This window comes from Mesorhizobium sp. NZP2077 (assembly GCF_013170805.1).
Taxonomy (GTDB): domain Bacteria; phylum Pseudomonadota; class Alphaproteobacteria; order Rhizobiales; family Rhizobiaceae; genus Mesorhizobium.
This window is the reverse complement of the sequence record NZ_CP051293.1, coordinates 6,185,997-6,201,518: the sequence shown is the minus strand read 5'-3', so window position 1 is coordinate 6,201,518 and position 15,522 is coordinate 6,185,997. Positions and strand designations below refer to the sequence as shown.

Below are 15,522 nucleotides of genomic sequence, written 5' to 3'. Positions count from 1 at the left end.
AGCGCCGTGCGGCCTGTCGGAGGCACGGCTCCGGTCATGTAGGGTTGCGATACGCTTGAAAGTTCTTGATCTGGTGTTCTGAGCCGGGAGCGACCTGGTCGGGGCGGAAGGGAGCGGCTTGGCGGCATATCAAGGGCCGGCAACCGCTCCTCACGCATATGCTCGTCGTGCCGTCGCGTAGGCCGCCAGCTCGTGGCGACCCGTCAGCTCGGCATCGCAAAAGACATGCGCAGACACGCGCCTTTGCCAGCTTCGACGACAGCAACCTGACCGCCGTGCAGGTGCATGATCTCCTGCACCAGATTTAGCCCTAGGCCGGCACCGCGACCGTCCGGCGTCAAGCGGTTGAACGGTTCGAAGATCTGCCTCCGCTCATCGACCGGTATCCCTTTGCCTTCATCGCAAACGTCGATGAAGCCGGCTGCTTCGACACGAACCGTGATGGTTCCGTGGCGGCCACCATGGTCGATGGCGTTTTGCACCAGATTGGTCAGCGCCCTTTCGAGCGAGGTCTGGTCGCCCATGATGAGGATTTCGTCTCGCTCAGCTTCGAATGACATGTCGTAGCCCGCCGCAAGCCCCAACGGGCCAAGGTCAAAGACCACCTGTTTGGCCATTCCGACAAGATTGACCGGCAGGAAGTGATTCGACTTCTGATCAAGTCGCTGGAGATCGAGAAGCTGGCCGGCGAGGGTTGTTAGACGCGCCGCATCCTCCAAGAGGCTCGTCTTGGCGGATCCGGAAGGCAACGTCGCAAGTCGAGCATTCAATATGGCAATGGGCGTGCGCAGTTCGTGCGCGGCCTGCGCGAGAAAATGCTGATGGCGCGCATATCCCGCATCGAGGCGCTGAAGCGCATCGTTGACCGCGCTGACGAGAGGGCCGATTTCGACGGGCACATCGTTCACCGGTAGCTGCACGCCGCGCTTGTCAAATTCGATGCGGGTCGCTTGCGCCACTGCCCGGCCCAGCCCCGCCAGCGCCCGGCGTACGACGACAGGTGTTGCGACCAGGGTTGCCAGCGCCATAAGGGCGATCACGGGCAAGATGACGGAGACAAATCCACCAGATACGCCCAGGGCAAGGCGACGCATGGACATCCTCCCTTGCGTGCCCGTCAGGATCTGAACTTTGCCAGCGGCAGTAGGCACCCACTTGATCACTGCATCAGGTTTTCCACCCACCCCGAGTTGCCCCAGCCGGGCGTCATTCAGCTTGTCGAGTATGCCGACGACAGGCGCATAGGTCGCCGGAATGTTGCCCTCCGACAAGCGATGTGACTCAGCATCTCGGATCACGAACCATAGTCCCGGCGCCTCCGACCGAAGTCGAACAAGCGCGGAGGTCGGCTCAAGCGCCAACCCTCCACTTGCGTCTCGAACAACCGCATCCGCGATCACGTCGAGACTGCCTCCCTCGTAATCGTCGACGAGATAGCCGGTGATCCAGAGTGCCCCGACGATCAGCACCACAAAGGCTGCAATCATTGCAGCCTGCAACGCTACAATTCGGCTGACCAGAAGCCATTTCAGGGAACGCGGCTTTGGCCGCATCATGCCGTCTCGCGCAACAGATAGCCGACGCCACGTATGCCACTGATCATCACGCCCGCATTGGCATCTGTGAACTTGCGGCGAGCCCGCGAAATATGCGTATCGAGAGCATTCGACTCGATATCGTCATTCATGCCAAAAACGGCCTCCATCAGCGTTTCGCGCAGCACCATGCGTCCCATCCGCCGCATCAGGGCTTCAACGACGAGCAATTCCCGCCGCGGCATCCGTAGAAGAACCCCGTCGACATGCACCTCGCGATGCGTGAAGTCGAACGACATACGACCTATCCTCGCGATGTCGGCCGGCACATTGGCTGGCCGGCGCATGATGGCCCTAAGCCGGGCCAACAGCTCCTCAAAGGCAAACGGCTTCCCAAGATAGTCGTCAGCGCCACTGTCCAGGCCGGCAACCCGGTCAACTAGGTCACCCTTTGCCGTCAGCACCAGCACCGGCACCACATTGCCGTTCGCGCGCAGCGACTTGATCAGCGAAAGCCCGTCGCCATCGGGCAACCTGCGGTCCAGCAGCACCACGTCGTAAATGTCGTTGTCGAGCGCGGCGTCTGCATCAGCCAGACTGGCCACATCGTCGACAACCATGTCGTGGCGGACCAGCCCGCTGCGCAGAACCGCGACCATGGCCTGCTCGTCTTCCACCAACAGCACGCGCATTCAATCAGCTCCGTCCAGCTCCGTCGTTCACGCGAACAGTTTAGCCAGGCACCAGCGCAGCTGCATTGCGAAAACCTTGCAGGCAACCTCCTGCGAGTGACTTTTTTTGGCCCATCCCGACGCCGCCCAAACGATCCTTCGAAGACTATTTGTGTGACAGGTTTTCTCAATCCGGGCGTGTGAGTTCTCGGCCCCTCACTGAATAGGACGAGATTAATGGCCTGCAATTTAACCAGCCTCGCGGCTGAACGACACGTCACCACTTCTGTTTATGGTTCGATCCTGGAGGGCAAGCATGTCGATCGCTGACATCCCGCCATTCTTCCTTGCCTGGCTTCGCAACCCACGTAGCATCGCGGCAGTGGCCCCATCAGGCGCCCGGGTCGCGGCACTGATGACCCGGGACATCGGTTCCGCGACCGGACCCGTCATCGAGCTGGGACCTGGCACCGGCGCTTTCACCTATTCGCTGCTCAAGCGCGGTGTGCGCGAGAGGGATCTTACGCTGGTCGAGTTCAGCGCTGATTTTGTCCAGCTCTTGAAGTCGCGCTTCCCCCAGGCCCGCGTTCTCCAGATGGATGCGACACGGCTCGCCGACCTCAAGCTGTTTGACGGCGCCTCGGTTGGCGCTGTCGTCAGCGGGCTGGGCTTTCGTGCCATGCTGCCCAGGCAGGTTAAAGCCATCTTGAGCGGAGCCTTTAGATATCTGAGACCCAATGGCGCGTTTTATCAGATCACCTATGGCCCACGCTGTCCGGTTCCCGATTCTGTTCTCGATCAGCTGAACCTCAGTTCGGCGCATGTCGGCCGAACTGTCTGGAACATACCGCCGGCGTCCGTCTACCGGATTTGCAGATCAGATGACTGCGCCTGAGCTCACCATGCACGTGCCGCACGCTGTCACCGTGCTGATGAGCTTCGGGCTTGCTGGTATCGGATGTCTCGCCATTGCCGAAAAGTTCGTCCCTCTCTTTCCGTCCTATATCTTGCTGATGCTGTTGGGATTGACCGTGCCAGATGGCGGGGCACTCGTGCTGACGATTGCAGTTACGACATCTGGGTCGGTGATTGGAGGGCTGTGCTGGTACGCGATCGGCTTTGCGCTTGGGCCGCAACGGGCGCGGGCGGCCGTGGCGCGTTATGGCAAATACATATTCCTGAAACTGCCGTTCTATGACGGGCTGGCCGACGCTTACCGTCGTAATCATTTCTGGGTGACGCTGGCGGGGCAGGTCATCCCGGCGGTTCGAATCTATCTTGCCTTGCCGGCCGGCGCCTTGAAGCTTGAAACCAGAACTTTCCTGGCAGCGACCTCGCTTGGATGCCTGCTGTGGAACACGCCGTTTCTGTGTCTTGGTTATGCCTTGCGCAGCAGCGGATATGATTTGGCGCAAGTTGGCTTCTGGGCAGCTGTCGCCATCGTCACGCTCGAAGGCATAATTGTGCTCGCCATCCGATCTCGAAAGTTCAGGAAAGGCCGCTGCTTATGAAATCGAGCGGACGGACGCTGTGGCTCAGAAGGTCGAGCAAACGCTGGCCGTGTTTGTTGAAGCGAACTCTCTCGGGGTCCGGCTCGCGCCGCATAACTAAAGGTCGGTCGCGTCGACGCCATTGCGGACGTATATCAAAGTTGAATGCAGACAATCGGAGACAGTGATACGAACAGTCTGCGGGAGGCGTCTTTGGGAGGAGACGTCGTTGGAGATCCGAAAGCTGGTCACAGAAATGTCGGCAGCGCTGCTCGCCAGGCGTGAGGCTGCTCAACACCCTACTACTGCCAAGCCGATCCGAATCTCGCTTGCCTACGACCCCATCAGGCGCCCAATAGCTCCGTATAAGCCGAAACCGCCGATCCGGCCGTGCAGCAACATGTAGCGCGGCGCTCATTCGTCACGCCCGCCTTGCCAGCGGCGCCAGTAGTCCGCACGGCTCGTCGTTCCATATGCGGCGTGGTTCCGTTGGTCGGGGATTCGCCCGGCTCAGGCAATGAGCCGCAATCACCGGGGGGCACAACGGCCCGCCATTCGAGTGCGGCCCCTTGTCTCAACCAGGGTGACGGCTCCGACGTCCAACGCGCGACAATTGTCCGCAGTCGCGGACGCGCGCAGGACTGCGGTTTATACGCCGTTTTTCATTGGGCGCCGACGTCGTCGGCGCGGAGATCGCAATCAAGGGCGGTCTGTCGCGGGGCGGCCACCGGCACAGTTGGCGTAGACAATCTCCAAATGTGGACTGCCCCTGGTGCGATAGACAGCCTCCGCCTATTCTTCGCCATTTCCTCGGGGTCAACTGGGCTGAGATAGCCAGCGGCGAGTGGCGCAGCCGTTCAGTACACACTCACATCCGCTATTCCCTGGGCCGGGCCAGCGGCCTTGAAATCGGCGAGCAGCTTGGTGGTGGCACCGGCAAGCAGCGTCACATCGTTGCCGATGGCGACGAAGGTGGCGCCGAGCTCGAGATAGTGTTTTGCCAGCGAAAGATCGCCAATCAGTATGCCTGCCGCCTTGCCGTGCGCCCGAATCCTGATCAGCGCCTTCTCCACCTCCGCCTGCACCTGCGGGGCACCCGGCTTGCCGAGCTGCCCCATATCGGCGGCAAGGTCGGCCGGGCCGATGAACACGCCGTCGACGCCTTCGGTCGAGGCGATGTCGTCGAGTGCGGCGAGGCCGGTTCGGCTTTCCAACTGGAGCAACAGGCAGATTTCGTCATTGGCCGTTTGCAGATAGTCGGGAATGCGGTTGAAGGCAGACGCACGTGCGAGCGCTGCGCCCACGCCGCGCACGCCGTGCGGCGGGTAGCGCACTGCCTTCACCATTGCCTCGGCCTGAGCCCTGCTCTCGATCATGGGCACCAAGAGCGTCTGCGCGCCGATGTCGAGCAACTGTTTGATGATCCAGCTTTCGCCGACGACCGGGCGGATCACGGCCTGGCTCGCCGTTCCCTTCATCGCCTGCAATTGTGAGACAAGCAAAGGCACGTCATTGGGTGCGTGTTCGGCATCGAGCAGCAACCAGTCATAGCCCGCACCAGCGCATATCTCGACAGTGTAGGGGTTGGCCAGCGCCTGCCACAGGCCAATTTGCGCATTGCCTTTCTTCAAAGCCTGCTTGAACAAGTTTCTTGGCGCCGGCATGGCGAAATCCTTTGAGCGAAAACAGCTGGAACGTTGGTGAGTTGTCTAGGCAATGCCGCCGAGGCATACGTATTTGATCTCGGTGAATTCCTCGATCCCGTAGCGTGACCCCTCTCGCCCCAGCCCGGACGATTTCACGCCACCGAAGGGCGCTTCCGCCGTCGAGATCAGCCCGGTATTGACGCCGACCATGCCGTATTCGAGCGCTTCGGCGACCCGGAAAACGCGGGCCAGGTCCTTCGCGTAGAAATACGAGGCGAGGCCGAATTCCGTATCGTTGGCCTGGGCGATCACGTCGGCTTCGTCTTTGAAACGGAAGAGTGGCGCAACCGGACCGAAGGTCTCCTCGCTGGCTACGGCCATATCACGACGGACATCGGCCAGCACGGTCGCCTCGAAGAAGGTACCGCCGAGCCCATGGCGCTTGCCGCCCTGTATGATGCGCGCACCCTTGGACGTCGCGTCGGCGATATGTTCCTCGACCTTCTCCAGCGCGGCTTGATCGATCAGCGGGCCGAGAACGACACCTTCGTCGAAGCCGTTTCCGGTCTTCAGGCTGCCAACAGCGGTGGCCAGCTTTTCCGCAAAGGCGTCGTAGACCGATTCCTGAACATAGAGACGGTTGGCGCAAACGCAGGTCTGGCCATTGTTGCGGAATTTGGCAATCAGCGCACCTTCTACGGCGGCGTCGAGGTCGGCATCGTCGAAGACGATGAAGGGTGCGTTGCCGCCGAGTTCAAGGCCGAGCTTCTTGATGGTTGGGGCGCTTTGCCGGTAGAGTTCCGCGCCGATTTCGGTCGAGCCGGTGAAGGTTAGCTTGCGCACGGTTGGGTTGGCCGTCATCTCGCCGCCGATCTCCCTGGCCGGGCCGGTGACGACGCTGAACAGGCCCTTGGGCAGACCCGCGCGCTCAGCCAGAACGGCGAGCGCGATGGCCGAAAACGGGGTTTGCGAAGCAGGCTTCAGCACCATCGCACAACCAGCGGCAAAAGCCGGACCCGCCTTGCGCGTAATCATGGCATTGGGAAAGTTCCACGGTGTGATCGCCGCGACGACGCCGATCGGCCGCTTCATCACGAGGATGCGCTTGTCGGGCTGATGCCCCGGCACAATGTCGCCGTAGAGGCGACGGGCCTCTTCGGCGAACCATTCGACGAAACTCGCCCCATAGGCGATTTCGCCCTTTGCCTCGGCGATCGGCTTGCCCTGTTCGAGCGTGAGGATGCGGCCGAGATCATCCTGGTTCGCCGTCATCAGCTCGAACCATTTGCGCAGGATGCCAGCGCGCTCCTTGGCGGTCTTCGCCGCCCATCCTTTCTGCGCAATACAAGCAGCCTCAATGGCGGTGCGCGTTTCGGCGCCGCCGAGCTTTGGGACGTAGCCTACCAACTCGCCGGTCGCCGGGTTCGCTACAGCGATGGCATGTGTCGGATCAGCTTCGATCCAGTTGCCTCCAACGAGAGCAGCCTGGCGCAGCAAAGAGGGGTCGCGAAGGTCCATTGATGGAATACTCATTGTTGAAAGCTCTGGATCCGGCAGCCGCGTTGCCAAGGTTCAGGTGGGCAACAATGTAATTTACATGTTAAACATCTCATGCGTTGTCAAGCGAATTCGATGCTTCACCCAAGGATAGGTTGGCTCGATCATGGCTTTGGGAATTGGCTGGGGCGCTTCGATAGCCCGACTGCCGATGCGAAACGAGATGGACGGGGCGCGCATCGAAGGCTTGCCCGCACAAGCGCGATACCGCCGCGGTGTTCCTGATTTGCGCCCTTTTTTCCGCATCTCGCGCCCGTCGAGAACTTGGCGCTTCCGCTCTCTGTGCGCCGCCTGGCGAAGACGGCAACCAATGAGCGGACGAGAAGGCGCATGGCCTTGTCCACCTAGACGGCATGGGCGGGCGAAAGTCGCCCGCGCCATCATTTTGAAGCCGTGGCTCTTCCTGCACCATCGACCGCTCGGCACCCTCGACAAGAACCGCCATGGGCAGTGCGCCTATATCGGATCCGTCGAGTGCGTACGGCGTGCAACGTCGCAGTGGGCAAGCTCATGCAACCTTACTCGCCGCAAGTCCCAACGTCCTGAAACTCAGGGGGCCTGCTTGCCGTCCTGGTTCAGCGGAAAGAGGCCGAGCACGCCCTTTGGGTCCGACGGGTTTACGCCCTGCACGTCACCGACCAGAAGGGTGATGCGCGCCTTATAGACGTCAAGCGCCGCGCGATCCTTCATGAACGTGCCGAGGCCGAGCGGGTTCATGTTTTCGTAGTCAAAGATACCCTTGCGGCCGGCAGGCGGCGCAACGTCGGAACGGACGCTCCAGGTTCCGATTTCTTGCTGCTGCGCTTGATGTGAGAGCAGCCAGCTGAGGTAGAGCTTGGCAGCCGCTGGATGTGGAGCGTCTTTCAGTATTGCGCCTGTCTGGGGCCAGGCAACCCAAGGTGAGTGTGTGGGGATGCTGGTCTTGGACAAGCCGCTGGCGCTTCCGGCGGAGCCGAAGTTTGCCACGTAGCCGCCTGTGCCTACCAAGTCGGCGGAGTCTTGTGTGCCGCGGACAAACTTCGGATTTTGGGCGAGCAGCTTTTTCAGATAGTCGAAACCGTATTTGTCGGTGAGGTTCTTGAAGTAGAAGAGAACGGCATCATCGTCATTCGGGTATGTGAAAACCAGCTTGTCCTTGAATTCAGGTCTGAGGAAATCCTCCGCCTCGACTGGCGCGTTTTTGCCCAGCGACGTGGCGACGACGTTGGCAAAGGCTGGAAATAGGAGGCCGGTGTAGTAGCCGTCCGGATCTTTGAGCTGTCGATAGATCTTATCCCAGCCAACCGGCTTGTACTTGGCCAGTACACCTTCTTTCTTCCAGCGAGGGAAGTCATCTATTGTCTGGAAGTGAACGACGTCCGCAACGACCTTGTGCTCAGTGATCTGGGTATCGATGCGAGCATCGTGGACCTTGCTAAAGTCGACGACGATTTCGAGCTGAATTTGCGGAAACCGCTTCACGAACGCCTTCTTGAGATAGTCCCATTGGCCGGGTTTGTCGCCACCGGCGTAGACAGTCAGGACGCCACCTTCGCTGATGGCCTTCTGGTAGAGTTGCTGCAGTTGCGCATCTTCGCTAGCAATGCTGGTACTGGACACTGGAACAACGTCCTTCTCTAAAGTTTGAGGGGGTCGGGCGAAATTGCCCCCGGCGGTCTGGGCAAATGCTGGCGCGCCGAACAATGCGGCCGTCAGGACCAGCGCCACGGATGCAGGTGTGTATCTCATTGGTTGTCCTTTTGATCTGACGGGCCAAACCCGTGTTGTGACCCCGCTTGCGGAGCAATTACGCCAGTTCGACACGTCGACAAACGCCACTGGCTGCGATTGACAATTGCGATTGACGCAACAATAGCGTTTCGTAGAACACTGCTCGGCGCAGCGGAGTGAGCGCGGGGCAAAGGGGCAACCCGTTTCGTCATTAGAATGGATGTGACGAAGCGCGGCCTTCAATTACTGAAATCGTAACGATAACGGATTTCTATGGATTTGCTGAAAGCGATGGAGGTGTTCGTTGCCGTGGTGGAAAATGGCAGCCTCATCAGCGCATCAATCACTCTCAACACGTCCAACGCGGCCGTTTCCCGGCAGTTGGCAGGCCTCGAGGATCATCTGGGTACACGGCTTCTGAATCGAACCACGCGCCGTGTCTGGATGACCGATGCTGGAGAGGACTTCTTCCGTCGCGCGCAGCAGATCCTGAGCGATGTCGCAGAGGCCGAGGGACGTGCGGGGATCAACACTCTCGAGCCAAAGGGTGTTCTGCGCATCAGTGCCCCGCTGTCTTTCGGAATCAGCAGACTAGGGCGATGGCTGCCGGATTTCGTCAAACGCTATCCCGATTTGCAGCTCGATCTTGATTTGACCGACCGGATGGTCGATCTGGCGGCCGAGGGGATTGATGTGGCGGTCCGCATTACTCGCCAGCCAGCGTCTGCCAATGTCATAGTCCGCAAGATTGCCCCCATAGCCATGCCGGTCTGCGCAGCCCCGTCGTATCTCAAGCGAAAGGGTCGCCCGAGTCATCCGACCGAGCTCGTCAATCACGACACGATGGCCTCCCCCTATATGTCCAGCGGCGACACTTGGGATCTGGTTGATGCGCAAGGCGGTAGGTCGTCGGTGCGTATCCGCCCTTTTATTCATTCTACAAACGGCGACATTTTGCGTGAATTTATGCTGGCAGGCTTAGGCGTAGCCATCGGACCAGCCTTCATTGTGGAGAGAGACATCGCTCAGGGCTCAATCGTCCCAATTCTCGAAGACTGGAAGATCGATGGGTACAACTTGTATGCGCTCTATCTCACACGCAAGTTCCTGCCTGCGAAAGTCAGGGTCTTCATTGATTATCTTACTGCCATGGAAGGGAATGTTCAGCTGTAGGTAACGGACATTTTCGCAGTCGCGTCTTGTCGAAGGCAAGGTGGTGCCGCGGCTCACGACTTAGATGGCCGTCCCTGCTGGTGATCCGACCTTCGGCAGCCGCAGCTATTCCTGTCGCCGAACCTATCGGCGGCCTCGCTTAAGTCCGCACCAAAATTATTTAACGCGTTAATCATTGACAAGCCTTCCGGGTTTCTGCACCTTAGTGCCTAGCTGCCGCAACCGGTAGGCCGCTGAGCAGACGAGAGGCGGCACTGAAAGGATGTGTCAGCGACTAACGCTGTTGGGAGGCAGAGTTGGAGCTACTCAAAAATCAAGACCTGATGCAAAGGGAATGGACCCCCATGCCCTACGATCAATGGACCAATGATCTGCGGTCGATTTGTGGCAGTTTCAATCCAAAGGCCATCGAGCACAACGGTGTCGTAACCGGCGCTGCCCGTCGGGTCGATGTGTGCGGCATGGAATTTGCCCACGTCTCCAACGATCTTGATCGCGTTCATCGTGATTGGGACGATATCCGCAAGGATGCCAATGAGCACCTCTTCCTCATCATGCAGCTCGAGGGCTCGTGTGGTGTAGAGCATGTTGGACAGCAGGCGGTCCTGGACGTCGGCGATTGCATCCTGGTGGATTCGACCCGGCCCACGACCTTTTATTTCGGCGGGCAGTTCAGCAATCATCTGTCGCTGCATCTGCCTCGCCAGATCATGTATTCCGCAAGCGACGTCGATTTTGATATCGCTCGCAAGCTGGAAGCCTTTGATCCGATGGCGATGATGCTGCGTGCGCTTGTCGCCAAGATCATGTCCACGGCCCAATCAGACGCCACCTCATCCAATCTGCGGCACCTGATGTTCAGCGCGACACGTCAGGCCTTCGTTTCGAGCGGCGATACGATATCGGCACTCAACGACAGCACCACACGGCGGCTTCAGTTGGTCGATGTCCTGATCGACAGGCACCTGACAGAAAGTGATCTGTGCGCCAAATGGCTGGCGACGCGCATCGGCGTGTCGATCCGCACGCTGCAGGAGGATTTTCAGGGACTGGGCATGACCTGCACCACGGTCATCCGTGACAAACGTTTGCGTTTCGTGCGCGAAAAGATAGAGCAGACCAAGGATCAGAAGGGTGCGAAGACCATCGCCGAAGTGGCGTATTCCGCCGGTTTCAACGATATCTCCTATTTCAATCGCAGCTTCAAGGAACTGTTCGACTGCGTGCCGACGGATCTGCTGAGGCCCGTATCGGCACCCGGGCATTAAAGCCTTATGGGCGCTCCGCGTCGCGTTTCAGGTCAAGTCGTGGCGCGTTCCAGCCCAAGACGGTGTTTTTTCCCTGCGGCATAGTCCTCCCCATAGCTACGGGAGGAGCCTATTGTGAAGCAGTATAGCCTGATCATCGATGGAGCGCGCGTCGATACTGCCGCGTATGCCGACGTACGCAATCCATCGACCGGCGCTGTCGTGGGGGAAATGCCGCTGGCAACGCCGGCGGATCTTGACCATGCCGTGGCCGCGGCGTCAGCGGCATTCAAGGGATGGAGCCGGAGTTCTGAAGAAGAACGGCAGGCCGGATGCCGCGCCATCGCGGAAAAGATTTCAGACAACAGCGAAGAGCTTGCCCGCCTTCTGACGCTGGAGCAGGGAAAGCCACTGGGTGGCCTCGGCTCGCGTTTCGAAATTGGAGGGGCGATCGCCTGGACCCGCCATACCGCCGAACTCAGCCTGCCCATCGAAGTGCTGCAGGACAACGACCAAGGTCGTGTCGAGATACATCGCAAGCCAATCGGTGTCGTTGGCGCCATTACGCCCTGGAACTGGCCGGTGATGATTGCCTGCTGGCATATCATTCCAGCAGTTCGTACCGGGAATACGGTCGTCATCAAGCCTTCACCCTTGACGCCGCTGTCGACGATCCGGCTGGTCGAAATTATCAATGAGGTGTTGCCCGCCGGCGTCGTCAACGTCGTCACCGGCGAGAATAGCATCGGCGCCGCTCTTTCCGGGCACTTAGGCGTCGGCAAGATGACCTTCACGGGATCGACCGAAACCGGAAAAAAAGTCATGGCGTCGGCGGTGGCGACGCTCAAGCGGCTGACGCTGGAACTCGGCGGCAACGATGCCGGCATCGTCCTTCCAGACGCTGATCCGGCACAGATCGCCGAAGGCTTGTTCTGGGGCGCCTTCATCAACAATGGCCAGACCTGCGCGGCCCTGAAGCGTCTCTATGTCCATGACAGCATCTACGAAGCGGTGTGCGAGGCGCTTAGCGAATACGCGGCGAGAATTATCGTAGGCGACGGCCTCGATGAAACCAGTGCGTTGGGTCCGATTCAAAACGAAGCGCAGTTTAACAAGGTGCGCGAGCTGATCGATGATGCGCGCGCCAAGGGTGGCCGCATCCTGACCGGTGGCGCCCCGCTTGACCGCCCCGGATATTTCTACCCGGTTACGCTCGTCGCCGATGTAACCGATGGCGTTCGCCTGGTGGATGAGGAGCAGTTCGGCCCGGCGCTTCCGATTATCCGTTACAGCGATATCGGTGAGGTAATTGCTCGCGCCAATGCCAATCCCGCCGGGCTTGGCGGCTCCGTCTGGTCATCCGATCCTCAGAAGGCGCGCCACTATGCGCGCCAGCTCGAATGCGGTTCCGTCTGGATCAACAATCACGGCGCCATCCAGCCAAACGCACCTTTCGGCGGCGTCAAGCAGTCAGGCATCGGCGTCGAGTTCGGCGTCGATGGGCTGAAGGAATTCACCACCATCCAAACCATGCTGAGCTGAGCCATGACACCATATGATTACATCATTGTCGGTGGTGGTTCGTCAGGCTGCGTTCTGGCAAACAGGCTGTCGGAAAATCCGAAGAATACTGTTTTGCTGATAGAATCCGGAAAGCGGGACAGCGACCCGTGGATCCATATTCCAGCGACATTCTTCAAGGTGCTGCGCAAGGGCGAAGCCGTCCATCCCTACGCATCCGAGCCGGACAAAGGGCTCAACGGCCGGCCAAGCATCGTGCCGCAGGGCAACGTGCTGGGGGGCGGCAGTTCAGTCAATGCGATGATTTATATTCGCGGCCATCGCAACGATTACGACACCTGGGCACAAATGGGCTGTACCGGCTGGTCTTACGATGACGTGCTTCCCGCCTTTCGTTCGCTTGAGAACAACGAGACGATGGGCGGCGCATTCCATGGCCGTGCGGGCACGCTGCATGTGTCCAATCCACGGCATCGTCATCCGCTGAGCGAGGCCTTCGTTCAGGCTGCTACCGAAGCTGGCATACCCTTCAACCCGGATTTCAACGGTCCCGAACAGGAAGGTGTCGGCTTCTATCAGACGACGACGCACAACGGCCGTCGCTGGAGTTCGGCGCAGGCCTTTCTGCGCGAAGCGGAAAAGCGGCCAAATGTGACGGTGCTGACCGAGCGGCGCGTGAGCCGTATCCTGTTCGAAGGCAAACGCGCCAGCGGAGTCGAGCTTCTCGACGGTTCGCGTTTCCTCGCATCCAGGGAAGTTGCGCTGACAGCAGGAGCGGTTGCAACCCCCAAAATCCTGCAGTTGTCGGGCATCGGCGATGCGGCACATCTTGCTCAACACGGCATTGGCGTGATCGCCGATCTGCCGGGTACAGGGGCCAATTATCAGGATCATCTTGAGGTGCCCGTCCAAGGCGAAACCCACGCGCCTATCTCGATGCTCGGCCATGACAACGGGTGGCGCGCGGCCATGCACATGCTGCGCTACCTCACCACTCATCGCGGCCTGCTTTCATCGAACGTGGTCGAGTGCGGTGGGTTCGTCGATACGGCCGGCACCGGCCAGCCCGATGTGCAGTTTCATGTCCTGCCGGCAATGGTGGGGTTCGTCGATCGCGAACCGGAGCCGGGTCACGGGCTGAGCATCGGCCCCTGCTATCTGCGACCGCGGTCGCGCGGAAGCGTTCGGCTGCGTTCGGCCGAACCAAAGGACACGGCCCTGTTCAACGCCAATCTGCTGTCAGATCCCGCCGATCTCGAAACATTGGTGCGTGGCGTGGAAATCGCTATCCGCATCCTGGAAGCGCCGGCGCTGGCCAAGCTCGTCAAGCGCCGGGTACTGCCGAAGCCTGGCGTAGAAAGCGATCCGCAGGCGCTTCGGGACTATATTCGTCAGACAACCAAGACCGTGTTTCATCCAGCCGGCACCGCCAAGATGGGGCGGATGGACGACAGGATGAGCGTGGTCGGGCCGGATCTCAAGGTTCACGGGGTGGAAGGATTGCGGGTGTGTGACGCGTCGGTGATGCCGACGCTTGTCTCGGGCAATACCAATGCCCCTGTGATGATGATCGCGGCCAAGGCCGCCGCTTTCATGACGGGGCGGCAAATATCGGGGTGACGGTGCTGGCTACGGGTGGCGGAGGAGGCTCCCCGAGGTACGGCCGGAATGACTTATCATCAAACACAGGAGGAGGAACCATGAGACATACTCTTGCAGGTCTGGCCGCAGGGCTGGCCTTATTTCTGATATCCACATGCGGCGCCAATGCCGCGGCGTCCTGCGGCGCCAATGGCGCGGAGGCTGCCACCGGCGAACCAATCGTCATCGGCGCGATTACCGGGAAGACCGGGCCGGACGATTTCTCGAACTCGACCAAGGCGGCAAAAGCCTATTTCGACTGTCTCAACGCCAAGGGCGGCATTCACGGGCGGCCGGTCAAATATCTGGTTGAAGACGATCAGTGGAATCCCGAAATCGCTTCTCAGCTTGCCGCCAAGCTCGTCACCGACGAGAAGGCGGTGCTGATGGTCGGCAATTCGAGCTTTGTCGAATGTGGCGCAAACGCCGAATTCTACAAAAAGTCCGGTATTGTCGTCGTCGCGGGCGTCGGCGTTCCTCGCGAATGTTTCTTTGCCGAGAACTACGCGGCCGCTAATGCGGGACCACGCGTCTCCATGCTGGGCGCCATGGGTTATGCATTGGACCAGCTCAAGGCGAAGTCGGTCGTCTGCATCGGCCCGAACATCCCGAACGTCGGTACGTGGTCCTGCGACGGCATTGCGTCGCTGGCCAAGGAGAAAGGCTTTGCGGCCGAAACGATCCTGATGGATCCCGGGACGGCCGACTCGACATCGACGATCCTTCAGGCGGCGGCTTCGAAGCCCGATGTCATTATTCTTGGTCTACCCAAGGGCGTCACCATTCCGCTGCTGACGGCGGCCGAAGAGCAGGGCCTCAACCATTCCATCAAGTTCCTCAGTGCCGCGTCGGCTTATGACCTGTCGGTGCCCGCGACGATCGGTGCTGGCTGGGACGGGAACTTCTATGTGAACATGGAATTCAACGATCTCGAGGCCGCGACGCCGGACAACCAGAACTGGCTTGCCGTCATGGACGCGTATGGTCAGCCTTCCGACCCGCGCGATACGTTTGCTCAGGCGGGATATCTTGCCGCCCGTATCGCCGAGCAGGCCTTGATGTCGCTGGATCCGAAGGACATCACGCGCGAAAGCACCAGTGCCGCTGTCCGCAAGGTCAAGAACTTTACCAGCGATATCTTCTGCACCCCCTGGTATTTCGGTGAGGGTCAGCCGCGCCACAATGCCAATTCGACGACGCGCATGGCGGTCAGCGAAGCCGGCAAGTGGAAGGTGATCTCCGGTTGCGCGCCATCGCCAGATCCGGAGTTGGCCGACATCCGGGCCTATGAAAAGAGCGCCGGGATCGCGCCGTAAATCAAGGCGTCACAC

12 protein-coding genes are annotated in these 15,522 nt (G+C 60.0%); 7 read left to right on the top strand and 5 right to left on the bottom strand.

Annotated features, from left to right (window positions below; translation table 11 throughout):
• Positions 1-203: 203 nt before the first annotated feature.
• Both HGP13_RS30745 and HGP13_RS30740 read right to left on the bottom strand, forming a co-directional pair.
• Positions 204-1,556: a HAMP domain-containing sensor histidine kinase gene (locus tag HGP13_RS30745; protein WP_172232972.1), complete on the bottom strand. Its 1,353-nt coding sequence runs from the start codon at positions 1,554-1,556 to the stop codon at positions 204-206.
• Positions 1,553-2,227: a response regulator transcription factor gene (locus HGP13_RS30740; protein WP_172232970.1), complete on the bottom strand. Its 675-nt coding sequence runs from the start codon at positions 2,225-2,227 to the stop codon at positions 1,553-1,555. Before HGP13_RS30740 ends, HGP13_RS30745 begins: the two co-directional genes overlap by 4 nt.
• A gap of 295 nt (positions 2,228-2,522) precedes the next feature.
• Here HGP13_RS30740 and HGP13_RS30735 point away from each other — a divergent pair, with 295 nt between their 5' ends.
• Both HGP13_RS30735 and HGP13_RS30730 read left to right on the top strand, forming a co-directional pair.
• Positions 2,523-3,101 carry a methyltransferase domain-containing protein gene (locus tag HGP13_RS30735; RefSeq protein WP_172232967.1) on the top strand — a complete coding sequence of 193 codons (579 nt, stop codon included), beginning with the start codon at positions 2,523-2,525 and terminating at the stop codon, positions 3,099-3,101.
• Positions 3,028-3,717, top strand: coding sequence for a DedA family protein (locus HGP13_RS30730; protein WP_246707168.1), 690 nt, complete (start codon positions 3,028-3,030; stop codon positions 3,715-3,717). The genes HGP13_RS30735 and HGP13_RS30730 overlap by 74 nt, the downstream gene beginning before the upstream one ends.
• Positions 3,718-4,553: 836 nt before the next feature.
• Here the strand turns inward: HGP13_RS30730 and hpaI are convergent.
• The 3 genes from hpaI to HGP13_RS30715 form a co-directional block, all read right to left on the bottom strand.
• Positions 4,554-5,360 (bottom strand): 4-hydroxy-2-oxoheptanedioate aldolase, encoded by an 807-nt coding sequence (gene hpaI, locus HGP13_RS30725; protein WP_172232964.1) that lies wholly within the window; start codon positions 5,358-5,360, stop codon positions 4,554-4,556.
• A 45-nt stretch (positions 5,361-5,405) separates the two neighbouring features.
• Complete coding sequence (gene gabD, locus HGP13_RS30720) at positions 5,406-6,860, bottom strand: NADP-dependent succinate-semialdehyde dehydrogenase (protein WP_172234917.1); 1,455 nt, start codon at positions 6,858-6,860, stop codon at positions 5,406-5,408.
• Positions 6,861-7,448: 588 nt separating this feature from the next.
• On the bottom strand, positions 7,449-8,627 hold the full coding sequence (locus HGP13_RS30715; protein WP_172232961.1) for an extracellular solute-binding protein: 1,179 nt from the start codon (positions 8,625-8,627) through the stop codon (positions 7,449-7,451).
• 255 nt (positions 8,628-8,882) lie between these two features.
• On the opposite strand from HGP13_RS30715, the gene HGP13_RS30710 reads away from it, so the two are divergent.
• From HGP13_RS30710 to HGP13_RS30690, 5 genes are all read left to right on the top strand, one after another.
• The gene (locus HGP13_RS30710; RefSeq protein WP_172232958.1) at positions 8,883-9,782 is read left to right on the top strand and encodes a LysR family transcriptional regulator; all 900 of its coding nucleotides are present in this window, start codon (positions 8,883-8,885) and stop codon (positions 9,780-9,782) included.
• A 296-nt stretch (positions 9,783-10,078) separates the two neighbouring features.
• Positions 10,079-11,050, top strand: a complete 972-nt coding sequence (locus HGP13_RS30705; RefSeq protein WP_172232955.1) for a helix-turn-helix domain-containing protein — start codon at positions 10,079-10,081, stop codon at positions 11,048-11,050.
• 114 nt (positions 11,051-11,164) lie between these two features.
• Positions 11,165-12,571, top strand: a complete 1,407-nt coding sequence (locus tag HGP13_RS30700) for an aldehyde dehydrogenase family protein (protein ID WP_172232952.1) — start codon at positions 11,165-11,167, stop codon at positions 12,569-12,571.
• A 3-nt stretch (positions 12,572-12,574) separates the two neighbouring features.
• Entirely contained in the window at positions 12,575-14,170 is a 1,596-nt protein-coding gene (locus HGP13_RS30695) for a GMC family oxidoreductase N-terminal domain-containing protein (protein WP_172232949.1), read from the top strand.
• 80 nt (positions 14,171-14,250) lie between these two features.
• Positions 14,251-15,507, top strand: a complete 1,257-nt coding sequence (locus HGP13_RS30690) for an ABC transporter substrate-binding protein (protein ID WP_172232946.1) — start codon at positions 14,251-14,253, stop codon at positions 15,505-15,507.
• The last annotated feature ends 15 nt before the right edge of the window (positions 15,508-15,522 follow it).

What these genes read in the sequence shown, in the direction of transcription:
- HGP13_RS30745 (WP_172232972.1), bottom strand. Translation starts at nt 1,556, where the DNA reads ATGATGCGGCCAAAGCCGCGTTCCCTGAAATGGCTTCTGGTCAGCCGA.
- HGP13_RS30740 (WP_172232970.1), bottom strand. Translation starts at nt 2,227, where the DNA reads ATGCGCGTGCTGTTGGTGGAAGACGAGCAGGCCATGGTCGCGGTTCTG.
- HGP13_RS30735 (WP_172232967.1), top strand. Translation starts at nt 2,523, where the DNA reads ATGTCGATCGCTGACATCCCGCCATTCTTCCTTGCCTGGCTTCGCAAC.
- HGP13_RS30730 (WP_246707168.1), top strand. Translation starts at nt 3,028, where the DNA reads ATGTCGGCCGAACTGTCTGGAACATACCGCCGGCGTCCGTCTACCGGA.
- hpaI (WP_172232964.1), bottom strand. Translation starts at nt 5,360, where the DNA reads ATGCCGGCGCCAAGAAACTTGTTCAAGCAGGCTTTGAAGAAAGGCAAT.
- gabD (WP_172234917.1), bottom strand. Translation starts at nt 6,860, where the DNA reads ATGGACCTTCGCGACCCCTCTTTGCTGCGCCAGGCTGCTCTCGTTGGA.
- HGP13_RS30715 (WP_172232961.1), bottom strand. Translation starts at nt 8,627, where the DNA reads ATGAGATACACACCTGCATCCGTGGCGCTGGTCCTGACGGCCGCATTG.
- HGP13_RS30710 (WP_172232958.1), top strand. Translation starts at nt 8,883, where the DNA reads ATGGATTTGCTGAAAGCGATGGAGGTGTTCGTTGCCGTGGTGGAAAAT.
- HGP13_RS30695 (WP_172232949.1), top strand. Translation starts at nt 12,575, where the DNA reads ATGACACCATATGATTACATCATTGTCGGTGGTGGTTCGTCAGGCTGC.
- HGP13_RS30690 (WP_172232946.1), top strand. Translation starts at nt 14,251, where the DNA reads ATGAGACATACTCTTGCAGGTCTGGCCGCAGGGCTGGCCTTATTTCTG.